The sequence below is a fragment of the Streptomyces longispororuber genome (assembly GCF_024448165.1).
Taxonomy (GTDB): Bacteria; Actinomycetota; Actinomycetes; order Streptomycetales; family Streptomycetaceae; genus Streptomyces; species Streptomyces longispororuber_A.
The window spans coordinates 25,123-42,405 of the sequence record NZ_JAMOLN010000072.1; the positions used below are offsets into that span (position 1 = coordinate 25,123).

Consider the following 17,283-nt stretch of genomic DNA (forward strand, 5'->3'; position numbering starts at 1 on the left):
CACCCCACCGCAGCAGCCCTGGAGTACCCCGTGCCCAGCAAGAAGGCCCTCATCCGCCGCCCCGGACCGCGCATCGCGGACGGACTCGTCACGCACGTCGAGCGCACGCCCGTCGACGCCGGGCGGGCGCTGGCCCAGTGGCAGGAGTACGTCGCCGCCCTGGAGGGGCACGGCTGGGAGACGTTCCTGGTGGAGCCGGCGGACGACTGCCCGGACGCGGTGTTCGTGGAGGACGCGGTGGTCGCCTTCCGGAACGTGGCGCTGATCGCCCGGCCGGGCGCCGAGTCGCGGCGCGGGGAGACCGCCGGGGTCGAGGAGGCGGTGGCGCGGCTCGGCTGCTCCGTCAACTGGGTCTGGGAACCCGGCACGCTCGACGGGGGCGACGTACTGAAAGTGGGCGACACCGTCTACGTGGGCCGCGGCGGCCGGACGAACGCCGCCGGCGTGGCCCAGCTGCGGGCCGCCTTCGAACCGCTGGGCGCGCGCGTGGTGGCGGTTCCGGTCAGCAAGGTGCTGCATCTGAAGTCGGCGGTCACGGCGCTGCCCGACGGCACGGTCATCGGCCACGAGCCCCTGGTCGACCACGTCTCGCTCTTCCCGCGCTTCCTGCCCGTGCCGGAGGAGTCGGGCGCACACGTGGTGCTGCTGGGCGGTGACCGTCTGCTCATGGCGGCCAGCGCGCCCAAGTCGGCGGAGCTGCTGGCGGGCCTCGGCTACGACCCCGTCCTGGTGGACATCTCGGAGTTCGAGAAGCTCGAAGGGTGTGTGACGTGCCTCTCAGTCCGGCTGCGGGGGCTGCACGCGTAACCACGACTCTTTATGGAACGCTTAACCTACGGCAACGTAACCTACGACACCGTAGGTAGAACCGCTCGTACCGCTCGCTGTACCTCCGTCCCCCAGGAGCCCCCGTGACCGTCATCTCCCCCCGCCTCGGCTCGTCGACCACCTGGACCGACGCCCGGCTCCTTTACGCGCTGGAGGAAGTGGTCGAGAAGGAGCTCAACCGGCACCTCAAGGTGGCCAAGGACTGGATGCCGCACGAGTACGTGCCCTGGTCCGCCGGCCGCAACTTCCCCGGCTTCTTCGAGGACGGCGAGGCCTGGGACAAGGAGCAGTCGCAGGTCACCGAGATCGGCCGGACCGCCCTCGTCGTCAACCTGCTGACCGAGGACAACCTGCCCAGCTACCACCACGAGATCGCCTCGCTCTTCGGCCGCGACGGCGCGTGGGGCACCTGGGTGCACCGCTGGACGGCGGAGGAGGGCCGGCACGGCATCGTGATGCGCGACTACCTCCTCGCGTCGCGCGCCGTGGACCCGGACAAGCTCGAGGCGTTCCGGATGTCGCACATGAGCGAGGGCTTCGAGTCGGACAACCGGCACTCGATGCTGCACTCCGTCGCGTACGTCGCGTTCCAGGAGCTGGCGACCCGCATCTCGCACCGCAACACCGGACACCAGTCCGGCGACCCGGTGTGCGACCGGATGCTGGCGCGCATCGCCACGGACGAGAACCTGCACATGGTCTTCTACCGCAACCTGCTCAAGGCCGCGTTCGAGCTCGCGCCCGACCTGACGATGCAGGCCGTGCGCGACGTCGTCGTGAACTTCCGGATGCCCGGTCACGGCATCCCCGGCTTCGAGCGGGCCGCCGCGCAGATGGCGATCGGCGAGGTCTACAACATGCGCATCCACCACGACGACGTGCTCCAGCCGGTGCTGCGCCACCTGAAGGTCCTGGAGATCACGGGCCTGGGCCCCGAGGGCATCAAGGCGCAGGAGGAGCTGGGCCTGTTCATGAACGGCCTCGACTCGGAGGCCGCCAAGTTCGACGAGAAGCTGGCGGCCCGCAAGGCGCGCATGGCAGCGAGGGCCTCCGGCGTCTGACCGGTACGTGGTGACCGTGCCCCGTCAGGGGCGCGGGGAACTGCGCGCTCAGCCACGACGAAAGCCGCGGACGCGTCTGCTCGGTACATGAGCAGACGCGTCCGCGGCTTTTCGTGGGTTGCTCGCGCAGTTCCCCGCGCCCCTTCAGGGCGCCGTTCTCACCCGCGCCGCTGCGTCGCGGACGTCCGGGGCGGGGTGGGACCGCAGGGCCAGCAGCTGTGTGCGCCAACGGTCCGGCCAGGACTCCCGTTCGCCTCGGTCCAGCGTGACGGCCCACGCGAACAACCCCTCCGCGAGCGTGCCGCCGGCAGCCAGCTCCGCCGCGACCCGGTGCAGCCCGGCCCCGTCCACGGACTCCCGACGGAGCCGGTCGCGCAGACGTCCCGCCGTGTCCGCCGCGAGCACCGGGCGGCCGTCGTGCAGCCCGGCCAACTCCCGCAGCCCCGGCCCGGGATCGGCGAGGTCCACCGCGCCGAGCCGCACCCGGACGGCCGTCGCCACGAACGGGTCCCGCCCGGCGAGGGCCTCCGCCAGGGTGCGGGCCACCGGCCGTAGCGCCGGTGTGCGCGGCAATCGGTCGGCCAGCTGATCCGCGACGTGCTCGACGCGCCGGTGCGCGGGACGGTCCCGCTCCTCCCCCGCGTCGGGCGCGGCCCCGTGCGCCATGAGGGCGCCGATCGCGGCGGTCAGCGCGTCGGCGCCGGCCGTGGACTGCGCGGCCGCCGTGAGCAGCGCGCGGCCCGCCGCGGTCCACACCGAGGGCGTGGGCCGGGCGACGTCGGCCAGGGTCCGGGCGAGCAGGGCGGGCGCCTGCGGCGACCACGGCACCCAGGAGGCCAGTGCGGTCAGGGCGGCCTCGGCGAGTTCGTCGTCGTCGGTGTCGGCGACCGTGGCGACCAGGTCCGCGTAGCGCTCGCGCCGGTCGGGCGCCACGTCGAACACGCCGAGGCGCAGGGCCGCGAGGCGCAGCACGGCGTCGCCGTCGTGGGCCGCCGCGGCGAGGATCCGCCAGGCCGCGTCCTGGCCGAGCAGCCCGTACGCGGCGAAGGCGACGGCCGCGGCCCGTACGTCGCGGTGGGCGTCCGGGGCGGTGAAGGCACGGGCCAGGAGGGGTGCGGCGACCGGGGCGGGGAGCCGGGTCGCGGCGAGCCGTGCGGCTTCCTTGCGGCTGGTGACCTTCTTGCCGGGGCCGGTGAGCAACTCGTCGAGCAGCGGGGCGAGTTCGGACGGCGGCACGTGGCGGGTCGCCCGGGTGGCCGCGTACACGGCGACCCGGGCCCGGTCGTCGCCCGCGTGGGACAGCAGCAGCGGCAGGTCGTGCCCGGTGGCGCCGAGCGCGCCGAGCGCGGCCTCGGCGAGGGGGACGTCCGGCGCATCGGCCCAGCCGCGCGCGAACGACCGGCCGCCGTCCGGCACGTGCGCGCCGCGCCGGACCGCGTCGGCGCGGCGCCACAGATCGTGCCGGGTGTCGTCCGCGCACCCTCTCAACTGCTCCAGAAGCGCGCGCTGTTGGCGGGGCAGCCAGCGGCTCGGCACGCGTCCGCCCGCCGGGAACGCCCACGCCCTGCGGTCCGTCAGGAACCGCCCGCGCGGCGCGTCACCGGTGAGGAAGTGGTCGAGCAGATCGGTCCTGCGACGCGCCACCACCTCGGCCACACAGGGGAGTTCGACGGCGGACGGCTCCAGGGCGAGAACCTCGGCGGCCCGCTCGTCGCGGGTCGCGCGCGGCTCCAGCCAGAGCTCGATCGCGCTCCACGCGGTGGAGTCGTCGCCGCGCTCGACGGCGCGCCGGAGCTGGTCCTGGAGCTCGGGCATGCCGGCGGCGCGCCGGCCCACGGCGCGGGCCAGGGCGAGCAGGAAGTGGTGGTCGTTGACGCCGCACTCGATGTCGATGCGGGGCCGCAGCGCGGCGTACACCTGGTGTTCCTGGCCGCGGCGCAGCGTCCGGTCGAGGCGGCCGAGGTGGATCGAGCCGACCTGGCCGTGGAGGGCGACGAGGGTGTCGAGGGCCCAGTCGGTGTGGTCCCGCGCCGGGTCGGCGGCGCGGGCCCGGAGCACGCCGACGGCGAGCCGGGTGAGGGCGCCGCGGGTCGGGTACGAGCAGTCGCGGGCCTGCAGGGCGTCCTCGGCGAGCCGGCCGAGGTGCGGCAGTGCGGCGGCGGGCCACAGGTCGGGCCGGACGTCGTCGGCGAGCGCGCCCAGGGCGGCGCCGCGCACCGGGTCCTGTTCGTTGCGCAGCCGCCGAGCCAGTTCCTCGGCGGCTTCGGTGACCCGGTCGGGGTCGCCGGTGCGGGCCGCGTTGCGGACGTACAGCGGCCAGGCGGCGGCGCGCTGTTCCGCGACGGGCCTGCGGGTCGCGGCCGCCAGGGCTTCACGGGCCTCGGCGGGCGGCAGGTAGGACTCGGCGAGCAGCACGGTGAGCCAGGTGTCGCCGCGCTCCCGGGCCGCGCGCGCCTCGGCGCGCGCCACGTCGGCCGCGTGCCGTCGGGGCAGGGCGTCGAGGAGCACGCTGTCCACGCCCCGGTGCGCGGTGCCCCGCCCGGCGACGGCGGCCTCGTAGGTGGCGGGGCGGTCGGCGGGTGCCTGGGCGCGCAGCAGCGCGGCGAGTTCCTGGGGCCGCTCGGCGGCGGCGCCGGCGTACCCGGCGAGTTCGGGTGCGCCGGAGCGGGCCAGGGTGCGCAGTGCCGACGGGGTGAGACGCGCGGCGATCCGCTGCCGCCAGGGCCCGGTGGCCATCCGCAGCACGCGTCCGGGGGCGGCGGCCGCGAGCAGGCCGAGGCAGTGGCCCATCGAGTGCGGGAAGTGCTGTGGGGGCCGGGTGTCGAGGAGGTCGAGGACGCGCAGCGGCGCGGCCTTGGCGAGGGCCGCGAGGACGGGCCCGTACCGGAGCCACCAGCTGTCGAGGGAGGCTTCGGGCAGCGCGGCGAGTTCCCGCTCCGTCACGTCGAGCACCGTGCCGGGATGGCGTCGGACGAGTCCGGTCCAGCCCCGTACGGCGTGGAAGACGTCCGGCAGGACGCGGGCGACGGCCTCGGGCGAGCAGCCGGCGAGCAGCCGCCCGGCCGCGGCGTCGCCCCAGTCGGCGCGCAGGCCGTCGACGAGCCGGTCGGCGAGGGCGGTGCGCCGCTCGGCGACGATCGCGCGCAGCAGTTCGCCGCGGACCGCCTCCGGCGCGTCGCGCAGCGCTTCCTCGAAGGCGGCGTCCGGGACGCCGAGGCCCTGCGCCGCGCGCCGCGCGTGGCCGCGGACGAACGGGTCGGGGTCGGCGAGGTGGCCGGCCGCCCACGCGGTGTCGCGTCCGGCGCAGGCGAGGAGCGCGCCGACGCTCCGCTCGTACGCGCCGCCGCGGTCGAGTTCGGCGACGGCCGCGGGGAGTTCGCCGGTGGCGGCGAGCGTGCGGGCGCGGTGGGCGATCTCGCGGGTGCGCCGGGGGTACGGCAGCGGTTCGAGGTCGGCGAGGAGCCGGGAGGCCGGGCTGGAGTGCGGGACGGACATGGGGAGAGTGTGCCCGGCCGTCGTCGGGAGGCCGAGCGAATATCGCCCTCCCGGCGGACTGGCCGCACCGTCCGTGCGGTGCAACGGTGCGCTCAGGGGGTGAACTCCATGGCGCAGACGCACGAGTGGATGTTCTACGAGGTCATGTGGCGCAGCTGGGCCGCGCGGGCCCGGGTTCCCTACCCGGTGCCGTGGTGGGCGCAGCAGGCGTTCCGGCGGTGGAACGACGACTTCGACGCGGGCACGTACGACTCGAAGGAGGCGGCGTTCGCGTCGAACGCGCTGTACCGGTACTGGGGCATGGTCGGGGTCAAGGACCACCGGCAGGAGTCCCTGATCGGGCAGGCCGGGGAGATCGAGCCGGTCTACGACAAGTACTGCCTGACGTTCTTCCTGTTCGACCCGGCGACGGGCGCGCTGCACCTGCCGCAACTGCCGGAGGGCGGCGCGGTGGAGCAGCGGATGGAGGCACCGCACCTGCCGGTAGTGCTGACCACGTTCCGCACGGCGGACGGCGTCGAGTTCGTGCAGCGCACGTTCGCCGCGCCGGTGGGTGCGCGGCAGCGGGACGCGGTGATCACCCGGGTGACCGTGGGGTCGCCGACGGGGCAGGCGCGCGAGGGTCTGCTGTGTGCCGCCGTGCTGCCGGCCGGGCCGAGCGGTTTCCAGCGGCACGACCGCAACGGACGGGAGATCACCGACCGGCGGCTGACCTATCTGCGGTACCTGCGGGACGAGCGGCGGGTGGAGACCAACAGCGGCTGGGGCCCGGTGTTCGACACGGCGCCCGAGCAGTTCGGGGTGTACGGCAACCCGGACTTCGAGCAGGATCCGGAGACGTACCTGCGGCACAGTCCGTTCCACGACCTGGTGATGGGCGGCAAGCTCAACGCGGCGGACGAGGCGCAGGACCAGGTGGCGGGGCTGTGCAGCGCGGTGTTCGGCTGGCCGTACCGGGTCGTCGAGGACGAGACGGCGCAGATCGACGTGCGGCTGCCCGTCGATCTGTACAGCGGCGCCGACGACCTGGCCGAGCTGCGGGGCACGTCCGCCGTCGAGCTGGAGGTGATGAACCAGGACTTCTGGACGGTGAAGCTGCTCCAGTTCGGGATGCAGCCACAACTGCCGCGCCCGGTGGCGCACTTGACGGATCTGTTCCGGCAGGCCCGCTCGCAGCTGCTGATCCTGTCCGACCTCGGGGAGATCCATCCCGGGCCGACGGTGTACGACTCGTTCTGGATCAGGGACTCGTCGGTGGAGGCGACCGCGTGCTCGCTGGTGGGCGACACCGCCCTGGCGGAGCACCAGTTGGGGACGCACTACCCGCTGAGGTTCAACCGGGGCGGCGGGCGGATCGGGCCGTGTGCGGAGTACGGGTTCTACGGCGGGCCGCACGAGAAGGACGACCGGGAGTGGGACAGCAACGGGCAGGCGCTGTGGGCGATCGGCCGGTTCGACCGCACGCGCGGCCGGGCCGCCGCGTTCGGCGCGAAGCTGTACCAGCCGTACGTCGTGGACGGGGCGCGCTGGCTGCGGGACAACCGCGACGGGTACGGGCTGCTGCACAGCGGGTGGAGCGCCGAGCACCTGGGCGACCGGGACAAGCCGCACTACTGGGACGACCTGTGGGGGCTCGCGGGGCTCTACGAGGCGGCGCGGCTCGCGGAGCGGCTCGGCACCCCCGAGGTGGCCGAACTCTGGGGCGCCTTCGACGATCTGAAGGCGGCGACGGCGGCGTCCGTGCGCTGGGTGCTCGACGAGCAGCGGCGGCGCGGGGCCTGGGAGACGTACATCCCGACGGGGCCCGGGGACGTGGGGCGGCTCGACTCGACGATGATCGGGGCGGCCGCGTACTTCCATCCGCTGCGCCTGCACATGGGCAGCAAGCTCGGCGACGACGTCGACCGGGCCGCGCGCTTCACCCTCGACACGATGTACGCGCACTTCGTGACGGGCGGGTTCCGGCACGAGGCGGCCTGGAACGCCTACGGGCCCTATCTGACCATGCAGCTGGCCCACGCCTACCTGCTGGCGGGTGATCCGCGGCGGACGGACGAGCTGCTCGGCTGGGTGGTCGGCGCCGCGTTCCCGCGCACGCAGGACCGGGCGGCGGCGCTCGGCGCGTGGAACGAGCAGCACGCCTTCCCGATCGCCTCGGACTTCCACGAGGTCCCCGACCGGCACTGGTACATGGGCGACATCCCGCACGGCTGGGCGGCGGCGGAGTATCTGCTGCTGCTGCGCGACATCCTCTTCTTCGAGGCCGACGAGGACCGGGATCCGCATCTGTACATCGCGCCGGGGGTCCGCCCGCACTGGGTGCCGGACGGGGAGCGCGTGGGCGTGGCCGACGCGCCGACCCTGTTCGGGGAGCCCTTCGGATACGGGCTGCGGCACGACGCGGGCGCGCGGACCGTGACGGTGTCGATCGGGTCCGCGCCCACGGGGGTGCGGTTCGTGTATCCGTGCCGGTTCGGGACGGTGCTGTCGGCCGTCGCGGACGGGCGGGAGCTGGACGTGTCGCGGTTCGGCGACGACGTCCACGTGCCCGCCGGGACGGCCGAGTTCCGGGTCAGGTACGCCTGAGGTGGTGCCGCTCCTTCTCGGAGAGGCCGCCCCAGACGCCGAACCGCTCGTCGTGGCTGAGGGCGTAGTCGAGGCAGGCGGGCCGGATCTCGCACATGCGGCAGATCATCTTGGCCTCGCGCACCGAGCTGCCCGGCTCGGGGAAGAAGAAGTCTCCGCCGGTCTGGGCGCACAGGGCCTGTTCCTGCCAGGTGGGGCCGGCAGGTGTGAAGGTCGTGTTGGCGTGCATGGGGTGAGCATGCGGGGTGGCGCAAAACGTTTGATCAACGTCGGATCAACGACACCGTTCCGCGTCACCCTGCGTGTCGACACGCACCCGCGCGTCACGTCTGGTTCGGGTCCCCCTTGATCACGGCGAAGCCCGCCCCGGACGGATCGGCCAGCTTCGCGATCCGGCCCACCCCGGCGATGCTCACCGGAGCCGATCGCACCGTACCGCCCAGCTCCTGGGTGCGGTCGGCCGTCGCGTCCACGTCCGGGACGTGGATGTACGGCGTCCAGTGCGCGCCCTCCCGCTCCTCCGCGGGGTCCATCGCGAGCGGCACGATCCCGCCGAACATGCCGTTCTCGTCCGTGTCCGCCGGGTTGACCGTCGTGTACGAACCGCCGGGGAACTCCACGTCGAAGGCACCCCAGCCGAAGACTCCGCTGTAGAACGCCTTCGCGGCGGCGACGTCGGGCACGTACAGCTCCGCCCAGTTCAGGCCGCCGTCCTGCGTGACGTACTCCAGGCCCTTGTTCCGCCCTGGCTGCCAGATGCCGAAGGACGCGCCCGCCGGGTCGGCCAGGATGGCCATGCGGCCCTGGTCGAAGACGTCCATGGGCTGCATCAGGACCACGCCGCCGCCCTGCTCGACGGCCTTCGCCGTGGCGTCCGCGTCACCGCTCTGGAAGTACACGCTCCAGGCGGGCCCGCCCTGGTCGGCGGTGACGGTCATGGCGCCCGCGACCGTCTTCCCGTCGAGCTGGAACATCCCGTAGCCGCCGGCCTCGGGTCCTGCCGACTGGAAGCGCCAGCCGAAGAGTCCGCCGTAGAACGAGATCGCTCCGTCCAGATCGGGGGTGCCGAGGTCCATCCAGTTCGGCGAGCCGTTCACGAAATCCGTCGTGATCATGGTCCTGCCCTCCTCGTCGAGGGTCCGTCGTGGGTTTCTTCTCCCGGACTGCCGAGTCTTCCACCGCCCACTGACAATCGCCGTCGCACCGCGCTGACCAGGGAAGGTACAGACCAAGCGGACACATAGGCGCAGCCTTCAACTTCTGAACGGAATCAATTCGTGGGAGCGCTCCCGGTCATAAGTCTTGACGCTCTTCGTCACTCTCGCCACAGTGGGGCTCCCCCACTCACCCCCCACACTTCAGGAGTGCGATCGTGATATCGCGCAGGATGTTCCTCGCCGGCGCCTCGGCGACCGCCGCAACCGCCGCCGCCTCCCTGACCGTTCCGTCGTGGACCGCGGGCGCCGCTCCCGCCACGTGCGAACTGGCGCTGGAGAACAAGTCGTTGACCGGGACCGTGCGCGCGTACGTCACCGGGCACGAGCAGTCGACCGGGAACTGGGTGCTGCTCAAGTCCGACGGCAGCGTCTACCGGCCCGAGTCGCCCAGCGCCCCGCAGACCCCGCTGCCCGTCGACTGCGCCATCCCGCTGGGCGCGGCCGGCTCGGCACCGAAGGTGGTGACGCTGCCTCAGATGTACGGCGCCCGCGTCTACTTCGTCCGGGACGACACCCTGGACTTCTACCTCAACCCGGGCCCGTCCCTGGTCGAGCCCGCCTTCGCCACGAAGGCCGACCCGAACTACGGCAGGACCTGGTCCTTCTGCGAATTCACCTTCAACTCCGACCAGTTGTACGCCAACATCAGCTACGTCGACCTGGTCACGGCCCTCCCCATCGGGCTCACCCTGGAAGGCGACGCGACGCACACGGTCGCACCGCTGCCGGACGGCGCGGTCGACCGGATCGCGGCGGACCTCGCGGCGCAGGCCGCCAAGGACGGACAGCCCTGGGACGAGCTCGTCATCAAGGGCGACGACGGGAAGGTGCTGCGGGTGATCTCGCCGCAGAACCTGATGGCGCCGTACTTCGACCGGCCGGACGAGATGCCGTTCCGCGACGTCTGGAACGGGTACATCGACCAGGTCTGGAGCAAGTACGCCGGCACCGACCTGAAGATCGACCTCCAGGGCGGGCGCGGCGTGTTCACCGGCCGGGTCAGCGGCGACACGCTCACCTTCAACGGCGGCCACACCTTCACCAAGCCGACGTCGAAGGACATCTTCACCTGCAACCACGGCCCGTTCACCAACAACCCGGCCGACTCCGACGACAAGAAGGGCCTGCTGGCCCGGCTCGCCGCCGGATTCAACCGGAGCATCATGCTCACGCACCCCGAGCAGCCGAACGGCACGACGTCCGGCGACTACTACCAGGACGCCACGACGAACCACTGGTCGCGCGTCGTGCACGCCAACTCGCCCATCGGGTACGCCTTCCCGTACGACGACGTCCGTCCCGACGGCCAGCCGGACGTGTCGGGCGCGGCGCACGACGGGAACCCGCGGCGGTTCACGGTGAGCGTGGGTTCGTAACCCGCCTCCCTCCGCCTCTACTTGGCAGCGTCCTCGCGGATGAGTTCCACCGCCTTCTCCGCGAGGGCGACCGTCGGCGCGTGGGTGTGACCCCGGGTGATGCGCGGCATGACGGAGGCGTCGACGACCCGGAGTGACTCGGTGCCGCGCACGCGCAGCCGCGGGTCGGTCACGGAGCCCTCGTCGGTGCCCATCCGGCAGGTGCCGACCGGGTGGTAGAGGGTCTCGGCCCCGGCCCGGACCGACCGGGCGAGCGCGTCGTCGTCGACGACGCCCGGGTAGGCGCCCATCGGTGCCGAGTGCAGCGGACTCAGTGCCCCGTCGGCGAGGAGTTCCTCGGCCCGGCGGACTCCGGCGACGAGGGTGCGCAGGTCCTCCTCGTCGGTGAGGTAGCCGGGGTCGATGCGCGGGCGGGAGCCCGGACCCGTCGGGGTGATGCGGCCCTCGCTGCGCGGCTGCAGCAGGATGACGCCGATGGTGAGGCCGTGCTCGGTCGGCGGGGTCAGTCCGTGGTTCACGAAGGGCACGGGTGCGTAGAGCAACTCGATGTCGGGGGCGGCGAGTTCGGGGCGCGTCTTGACGAAGGCGATGGCCTCGCCGACGTTCGAGGTGAGCGGGCCGCGGCCGCCGAGCAGGAACCGGGCGATGTTCGCGGGCGAGTCCGCGCCGACCAGCGAGACGGGGCGCGGGCAGCGCACGGTCACCGCGTAGGCGAGGTGGTCCTGGAGCCGGCGGCCCACGTCGGGCGAGGCGACGAGCGTGTCGATGCCGGCCGCTTCGAGGACGTCCGGGTCGCCGATGCCCGCCTGCTGGAGCAGTTGCGGGGAGCCGATGGTGCCCGCGGCGAGGATCACCTCGCGGGTGGCGCGCAGGGTGCCCGCGGCGATGCCGTCGGCGACGACGCCCGCGGCGCGGGTGCCGTCGAAGTCGAGGCGGGTGACGCGGGCGTCGGTGTAGACGTCGAGGTTGGGGCGGCGCGCGGCGTGCTTCAGATAGCCGTCGGCGGCGCTCCAGCGGCGGCCCCGGTACTGGTTGAGCGGGGTGACGCCGAAGCCGGAGTGGTCGGGCTGGTTCAACTCGCCCAGTTCGCGCAGGTTCTGCGCGCGGCACGCGTCGAGGAACGAGGACGTGGTCGGGTTCGGATGGCGGGGCGGGGAGATGTGCAGCGGGCCGAGCGTGCCGTACACGGACTTCTCGGTGCGCTCGCCGTGCCACCGCTCGGCGCGCTGGAAGTACCGCACGAACTGCTCGTACGCCCACTCCTCGCCCGCGGCCTCGCCCCACGCGTCGTAGTCGTCGCGGTGCCCGCGCACCCACATCATGCCGTTGATGGACGAGGATCCGCCGAGCGTGTGGCCGCGCGGCCAGTACAGCTCCCGGTCGTCGAGCCCGGTCTGCTTGGCCGTGGCGTAGTCCCAGTCGTACGGCGTCTTGAACAGTTTCGGGAACGCGGCGGGTATCCGGATCTCGGTCTTGCGGTCGCGCGGCCCCGACTCCACCAGGGCGACCCGCACGGCCGGATCCTCGGACAGCCGCCCGGCCAGCACACATCCGGCGGACCCGGCCCCCACGATGACGTAGTCGTACGTACGGTCCTTGCTCAACTCGGCTCCCTGGACAGCTCGTTGACTGGTTGGCTCGAACAGGTGTTACCGATGGTCTACACCCGGGCGGGGGTGGGCGTACATATGCGGTTGTGCGGGGCCCGGGGGTGCCCAGAGGATCTCGGCATGGACCTTCCCGTGACGGACTTCGCCCTGCGTCCCTACGCGCAGGTGCCTCACCACCATCGCGGTCGCCGCGTGGTGTCCTCGACCGTGGACGCGTTCGGGCGCGCCCACTGGCTGCTCAGGGACCGGATACGGGACGGGCCGTACGACGCTCTGGTCGTCACGGTGGAGGCGGGCGGGGGCTCGTACGAGACGGCTTTGGGCTCGGTGCGGGCTCAGGCGGGGACCGCCTCGTCGTCGGCACGCTCACCTGGGACGAGGGACGGCCGGTGAGCACCGGCACTCTGACGTGCGCCGACGGCGGGCCGATCGGTTCGCGGCGGGTCGTCAGCCGGGGCCACCTCATCCACGTCCGGACGCGACCCTTCACGGAGTGGTCCGTGTTCGATCTCAGCGAGGTCTGACCACCCCCAGCGCGGGCAGCACCGTCTCCGCCACCCGGTACGCCTCCTCCAGGAGGGGGTTGCCGGAGAGGATGAAGGTGTCGACGCCCAGGGATCTGAACTCCTGGAGGCGGTCGACGACTTGGGCGGTGGAGCCGACGATCGCCGTGCCGGGGCCCGGGCGGAACAGGCTCATGCCGGGCCAGAGGTTGGGGTGGGTCTCCAGTTCGCGGGCGCGGGCGGGGACGCGGCCGCCGTGCTGGCGGAACTGGCGCTGCCAGCCGACGCCGTCCTCGCCCGCACGGTCGCCGAGCTGACGGGCGTACGTCGCTTCGCTGGTGACGTCGAGGAGCCGGTCCGCGGCGGCCCACGCCTCGTCCTCCGTGTCGCGGACGATGAGGTGCAGGCGCAGGCCGATGCGGAGCGTGCGGCCGTGGGCGGCGGCGCGCGCCCGGACGTGGTCGAGCTTCTCCTTGAGGAGGTGCGGGGGCTCGCCCCAGGTGAGGTAGACGTCGACGTGTTCCGCGGCCATCTCGATGCCCGGCGCCGAGGAGCCGCCGAACCAGAGCGGGACGTGCGGCGTCTGGACGGGCTTCAGGTCGCGGAAGGAGGCGCCCGCGTTCCGCAGGTCGTAGAAGCGGCCCTTGTGGTCGAAGACCTCGCCTGCGGTGAGGCGCTTGACGATCGACCAGTACTCGGCGCTGAGCTCGTAGCGTTCGTCGTGCTCCACGTGCAGCCCGTACTCCTGAAGGGACTTGGTGGAGCCGTTGACGACGTTGAAACGGAGCCGGCCGCCGAAGAGGTGGTCGAAGCTGAGCGCCGTCTTCGCGAGGAGCGTCGGGGAGATCAGGCCGGGGTGAACGGCGAGGAGGGGCTGGAAGGCGGGGCTCGTCGACGCCGCGAGCGCGCTGCCGAGCGGCCACACGTCGTAGAGGTCCGTGGCGAGCAACGCGCCGCTGTAGCCGAGGCGTTCGACCGTCGCGGCGAGGTGGGTGAGGTAGCCGAGGTCGACCTGGCGGCGGCCCTCCGGTTCCCAGGGGTAGGCGCCCTCGCGCGGGATGATGTACCAGAGGACCTCGGGCGGGGCTGTCGTGTCCGTTGTCATGCCGCGTCCTGTCCGGTGCGTGCCACCGCGTCGGCGACCCGCACCGGCCGCTCCACGAAACCGACCCGCGCGAAGACGTCGGCGGCCTCCTGCTGCTCCGCGAGGAAGGCGTCCGTGACGTCCTCGATCCGCCACGGCAGGGCGCGCAGCGCGGTCTCCCAGTCGTCGGCGGTGCCGCCCTGGTGCCCGGCGGCGATCTCGGCGGCCTCGCGCGGATGGGCCCGCGCCCAGTCGTCGGCCCGCTGAAGGGCCCGGACGAGGGCGGCGACGACCTCGGGGCGCTGTTCGGCGAGGTCGCGGCGGGTGAAGAACACGGACCGGTCGGTGATGACGTCCCCGGTGCGGACCAGGACGCGGACGCCGCCGGTGCGCAGGGCCGCGACGAGCTGCGGCCCCTGGGCGACCCACGCGCCGATGTCCCGGGAGCGCAGCAGGCGTTCGCTGTCCTCGCCGGAGCGCACGGCGGTGATGTCCGTGGCGTACGAAAGCCCCTGCTCGTCGAGGGACTTGGCGACGAGGTGCGTCTGCCAGGAGCCGATCGCGAGGTGCACGGTGGCGCCCTTGAGGTCGGCGACGGTCCGGACGTGACTGTCCTCGGCGACCAGGAGCGCGCCGTGGTCGGGGCGGGGCGCGGAGACGGCGACGTACACGACGTCGTGTCCTGCGGCCTGTGCGGTGACGGGCGGGGTCGAGCCGGTGCCGCCGAAGTCGATGACGCCGTCGGTGAGGAGTTCACCGGTGCGCACACCGTTCGTGTACGGGTGGAAGGCCGCGGTCTCGCCGAGCGCCGCCAGCTCCTGCTGCGCGAAGTCGAGCCGCGAGAGGTAGTAGAGGGTCGGATTGCTGTTGTGGACACCGATGGTGACGGTCATTCAGTTCACTCCGGAAGGAAGGGGGGTACGGGTGGCGGCGTGCACGCCGAGGTCGGCGAGGAGGCGGTGGCGCAGCTCGGCGAAGGCCGGGTCGCCGGGGTCGCGGGGGCGGTCGACGGTGACGGGTTCGTCGGTGATCAGCCGGCCGTCGCGCAGCACGCAGACCCGGTCGGCGAGCCGGACGGCCTCGTCGACGTCGTGCGTGACGAGGAGGACGGCCGGGCGGTGCGCGCGGCACAGCTCGGCGACGAGGTCCTGCATGCGGAGCCGGGTCAGGGCGTCGAGCGCGGCGAACGGCTCGTCCAGGAGCAGGAGTTCGGGCTCGCGCACGAGAGCGCGGGCGAGCGCGACCCGCTGGGCCTCGCCGCCGGAGAGCGTGCCGGGCCAGGCGTCGGCGTGCCGCTCCAGGCCGACCTCGGCGAGCGCGGTACGGGCCCGCTCGCGGGTGGCGGCGCCGCGCGGCAGGGCGACGGTGACGTTCGCGAGGACCTTCTTGGAGGGGACGAGGCGCGGTTCCTGGAAGACGATGGTGCGGGCCGGCGGCACGAGAACCTCGCCCTCGTCCGCGCCGTCGAGGGCCCCGAGGATCCGCAGCAGTGTCGTCTTGCCGCTGCCGCTCGCGCCGAGCAGGGCGACGAACTCGCCACCCCGGATGGTGAGTTCGAGCCCGTCGAGGACGTTCCGGTCGCCGAAGGTGCGGCGCAGTCCCGCGATGCGGACGGCGGTCTCCGCGTCGGCGCCGCCGATACTGCTGGTGCTGGTGGTGGTCATCGCGGCGCTCCGCCCTGCCCCGCGGTGCGCCACGGCATCAGGGCGCGCTCCAGGAGGCGTACGAGGGCGTCCGCGGTGAGCCCGAGGAGGCCGTAGACGAGGATGCAGACCGCGAGGACGTCGGTGCGGGCGTAGCTCTGGGCCTGCGCCATCAAGTAGCCGATGCCTGCCGTGGCGTTGATCTCCTCGGCGGCGATCAGGGCGATCACGCTCAGCGTCATCGACAGGCGGAGACCGGCGAGGAGCGAGGGCAGGGCGCCGGGCAGCACGACCTCGCGGACGATCGCGAGGCGGCCCATGCCGAAGCTGCGCATGGCCTCGACGAGCTTGCGGTCGGCGCCGCGGACGCCGCCGTACGTGGACACGTACATGGGGAAGGTGGTGGCGACCGCGATGAGCAGGATCTTCGCCGTCTCGTTGATGCCGAACCAGACCATGAACAGCGGGACGAGGGAGAGGAAGGGAATGGTGCGCAGGGTCTGGACGGAGGAGTCGAGGAGTTCGTCGCCGAGGCGGGTGAACCCGGTGACCACGCCGAGGACGAGCCCGGTGGTGAGCCCGATGACCAGGCCGACGCCTGAGCGGGTGAGGGAGGTGGCGAGCGCGTCGGGCAGCTGACCGTTGCCCCACAATTCCCCTACGGCGTCGATGACTTGGGCGGGCGACGCGAGGACGTCCGCGGTGAGCACGCCGGTCGCCGACGCCACCCACCACGCGGCGAGCAGGACGAGCGGTCCGAGGGCGCGCAGGGCCGCGGTGTGCCCGGGGCGGCGGGGCCGGACGCGCGGCGGACGCGGCCGCACCAGAGCCGTCGGGGCCGTGGATGCCTCAGAAGCCGCAGGGACCGTGGGGGCTGCGGGGACCGTGGGGGCCGTCATGACAGCTTCTCCACGTCCAGGACGTGGTCCGCGACGGTGACCTTCGTCGGGGTGACCTGCTGCTCGGCGTAGAACCGGGCGACCGCCTCGAACCGCTTCGTGTCGGCCGGGGTGATCGGGTCGACGGTGCCGCCCTGCCGGGTGATCTCGATCTGCCGCCGCTCGGCGGCGCCGCTGAGCGCCTGCGGGCCCGCGTCGGTGTTCACGTTCAGATACGCGGCAGGGTCCTGCTTCTCCTCGGCGCTGGCGGTGTGCAGGTAGTCGTAGAGGGCGCGGACGACCTCGGGGTGCCGGTCGGCGAACGCGGTGCGGACGGCGGTGAGGCTGTAGTTGTCGGAGCCGATGTCCTTGCCGGTGGTGACGAACTTCGCCTTGCCCGTGCCGAGTTCGGCGACCGAGTACGTCGCCCAGACGGCCCACGCGTCGACCTTGCCGCTGTTGAACACGGCGGCGGTCTGGTCGGGACGCAGATAGACCCGCTCGACCTTCGAGGCCGGGATGTCGTGCTCGGCGAGGGCCTTGAGGAGCAGGTACTCGCCGGTGCCGCCCTGGTTGACGGCGACCCTCCTGCCGACGAGGTCCTCGACGGAGTCGATGCCGGAGCCCTTCCTGGCGAGGATGCCCTCACCGGCGCCGTCGGGTGCGGTGGCGGTGAAGAACGTGAAGCCGGGCGTCTGCGTCAGGGACGTGATGCCGGAGGTGATGGAGCCGGTGGCGATGTCCAGCTGGTTCGCGTTCATGGCCTGCGCGGCGGGCGCGAACGGGCCCGCGCTGCCGGTCCACGCGACCTTCGCGTGCACCTTGGCGAGGGCCTTGTCGAGGCTGCCGTCCTTCTTGCCGACGGCGAGGGCGCCGGAGTTTCCGGGGTCGGGGATGCGGACGGTGATCTGCTCGCCGCCCGTGCTCCCCGAGTCGGCCTCCGAGGTGCCGCAGCCGGAGGCGAGGGCGATGAGGGCCGCGGCTGCGGCGAGGGCGGCGACG

General features: G+C 73.0%; 14 protein-coding genes. 5 read left to right on the forward strand and 9 right to left on the reverse strand.

Annotated features, from left to right (window positions below; all coding sequences use genetic code 11):
- The first annotated feature begins 30 nt into the window (after positions 1-30).
- The gene (ddaH, locus tag M4J07_RS21015; protein ID WP_255974155.1) at positions 31-807 is read left to right on the forward strand and encodes a dimethylargininase; all 777 of its coding nucleotides are present in this window, start codon (positions 31-33) and stop codon (positions 805-807) included.
- A gap of 104 nt (positions 808-911) precedes the next feature.
- A complete protein-coding gene (locus M4J07_RS21020; protein WP_255974157.1) occupies positions 912-1,889 on the forward strand; it encodes an acyl-ACP desaturase in 978 nt (325 codons plus the stop codon).
- Positions 1,890-2,033: 144 nt separating this feature from the next.
- Here the strand turns inward: M4J07_RS21020 and M4J07_RS21025 are convergent, their stop codons facing one another.
- Positions 2,034-5,384: a hypothetical protein gene (locus M4J07_RS21025; RefSeq protein ID WP_255974158.1), complete on the reverse strand. Its 3,351-nt coding sequence runs from the start codon at positions 5,382-5,384 to the stop codon at positions 2,034-2,036.
- Positions 5,385-5,492: 108 nt separating this feature from the next.
- Between M4J07_RS21025 and M4J07_RS21030 the strand changes: the two genes are divergently transcribed.
- Positions 5,493-7,970: a hypothetical protein gene (locus M4J07_RS21030; protein ID WP_255974160.1), complete on the forward strand. Its 2,478-nt coding sequence runs from the start codon at positions 5,493-5,495 to the stop codon at positions 7,968-7,970.
- Here the strand turns inward: M4J07_RS21030 and M4J07_RS21035 are convergent.
- Both M4J07_RS21035 and M4J07_RS21040 read right to left on the reverse strand, forming a co-directional pair.
- Positions 7,957-8,199 (reverse strand): WhiB family transcriptional regulator, encoded by a 243-nt coding sequence (locus tag M4J07_RS21035; protein ID WP_255974162.1) that lies wholly within the window; start codon positions 8,197-8,199, stop codon positions 7,957-7,959. The genes M4J07_RS21030 and M4J07_RS21035 overlap by 14 nt on opposite strands.
- Positions 8,200-8,293: 94 nt before the next feature.
- Positions 8,294-9,085, reverse strand: a complete 792-nt coding sequence (locus M4J07_RS21040; protein ID WP_255974164.1) for a VOC family protein — start codon at positions 9,083-9,085, stop codon at positions 8,294-8,296.
- A 272-nt stretch (positions 9,086-9,357) separates the two neighbouring features.
- On the opposite strand from M4J07_RS21040, the gene M4J07_RS21045 reads away from it, so the two are divergent.
- Positions 9,358-10,563 (forward strand): glycoside hydrolase family 64 protein, encoded by a 1,206-nt coding sequence (locus M4J07_RS21045; RefSeq protein WP_255974182.1) that lies wholly within the window; start codon positions 9,358-9,360, stop codon positions 10,561-10,563.
- A 17-nt stretch (positions 10,564-10,580) separates the two neighbouring features.
- On the opposite strand, the gene M4J07_RS21050 is transcribed toward M4J07_RS21045, so the two are convergent.
- Positions 10,581-12,167, reverse strand: a complete 1,587-nt coding sequence (locus M4J07_RS21050; protein ID WP_255974166.1) for a GMC family oxidoreductase — start codon at positions 12,165-12,167, stop codon at positions 10,581-10,583.
- 126 nt (positions 12,168-12,293) lie between these two features.
- On the opposite strand from M4J07_RS21050, the gene M4J07_RS21055 reads away from it, so the two are divergent.
- The gene (locus tag M4J07_RS21055) at positions 12,294-12,566 is read left to right on the forward strand and encodes a hypothetical protein (protein WP_255974168.1); all 273 of its coding nucleotides are present in this window, start codon (positions 12,294-12,296) and stop codon (positions 12,564-12,566) included.
- Positions 12,567-12,683: 117 nt separating this feature from the next.
- Here the strand turns inward: M4J07_RS21055 and M4J07_RS21060 are convergent, their stop codons facing one another.
- The 5 genes from M4J07_RS21060 to M4J07_RS21080 all read right to left on the reverse strand — a co-directional run.
- Positions 12,684-13,781 (reverse strand): LLM class flavin-dependent oxidoreductase, encoded by a 1,098-nt coding sequence (locus tag M4J07_RS21060; protein WP_255974170.1) that lies wholly within the window; start codon positions 13,779-13,781, stop codon positions 12,684-12,686.
- Positions 13,778-14,653 (reverse strand): ABC transporter substrate-binding protein, encoded by an 876-nt coding sequence (locus M4J07_RS21065; protein ID WP_255974172.1) that lies wholly within the window; start codon positions 14,651-14,653, stop codon positions 13,778-13,780. Before M4J07_RS21065 ends, M4J07_RS21060 begins: the two co-directional genes overlap by 4 nt.
- Complete coding sequence (locus tag M4J07_RS21070) at positions 14,654-15,424, reverse strand: ABC transporter ATP-binding protein (RefSeq protein ID WP_255974174.1); 771 nt, start codon at positions 15,422-15,424, stop codon at positions 14,654-14,656.
- Positions 15,421-16,302, reverse strand: coding sequence for an ABC transporter permease (locus M4J07_RS21075; RefSeq protein WP_255974176.1), 882 nt, complete (start codon positions 16,300-16,302; stop codon positions 15,421-15,423). Before M4J07_RS21075 ends, M4J07_RS21070 begins: the two co-directional genes overlap by 4 nt.
- A partial coding sequence (locus M4J07_RS21080) for an NrtA/SsuA/CpmA family ABC transporter substrate-binding protein (protein WP_255974178.1) occupies positions 16,299-17,283 on the reverse strand: 985 nt, incomplete at its 5' end. The genes M4J07_RS21075 and M4J07_RS21080, both read right to left, overlap by 4 nt.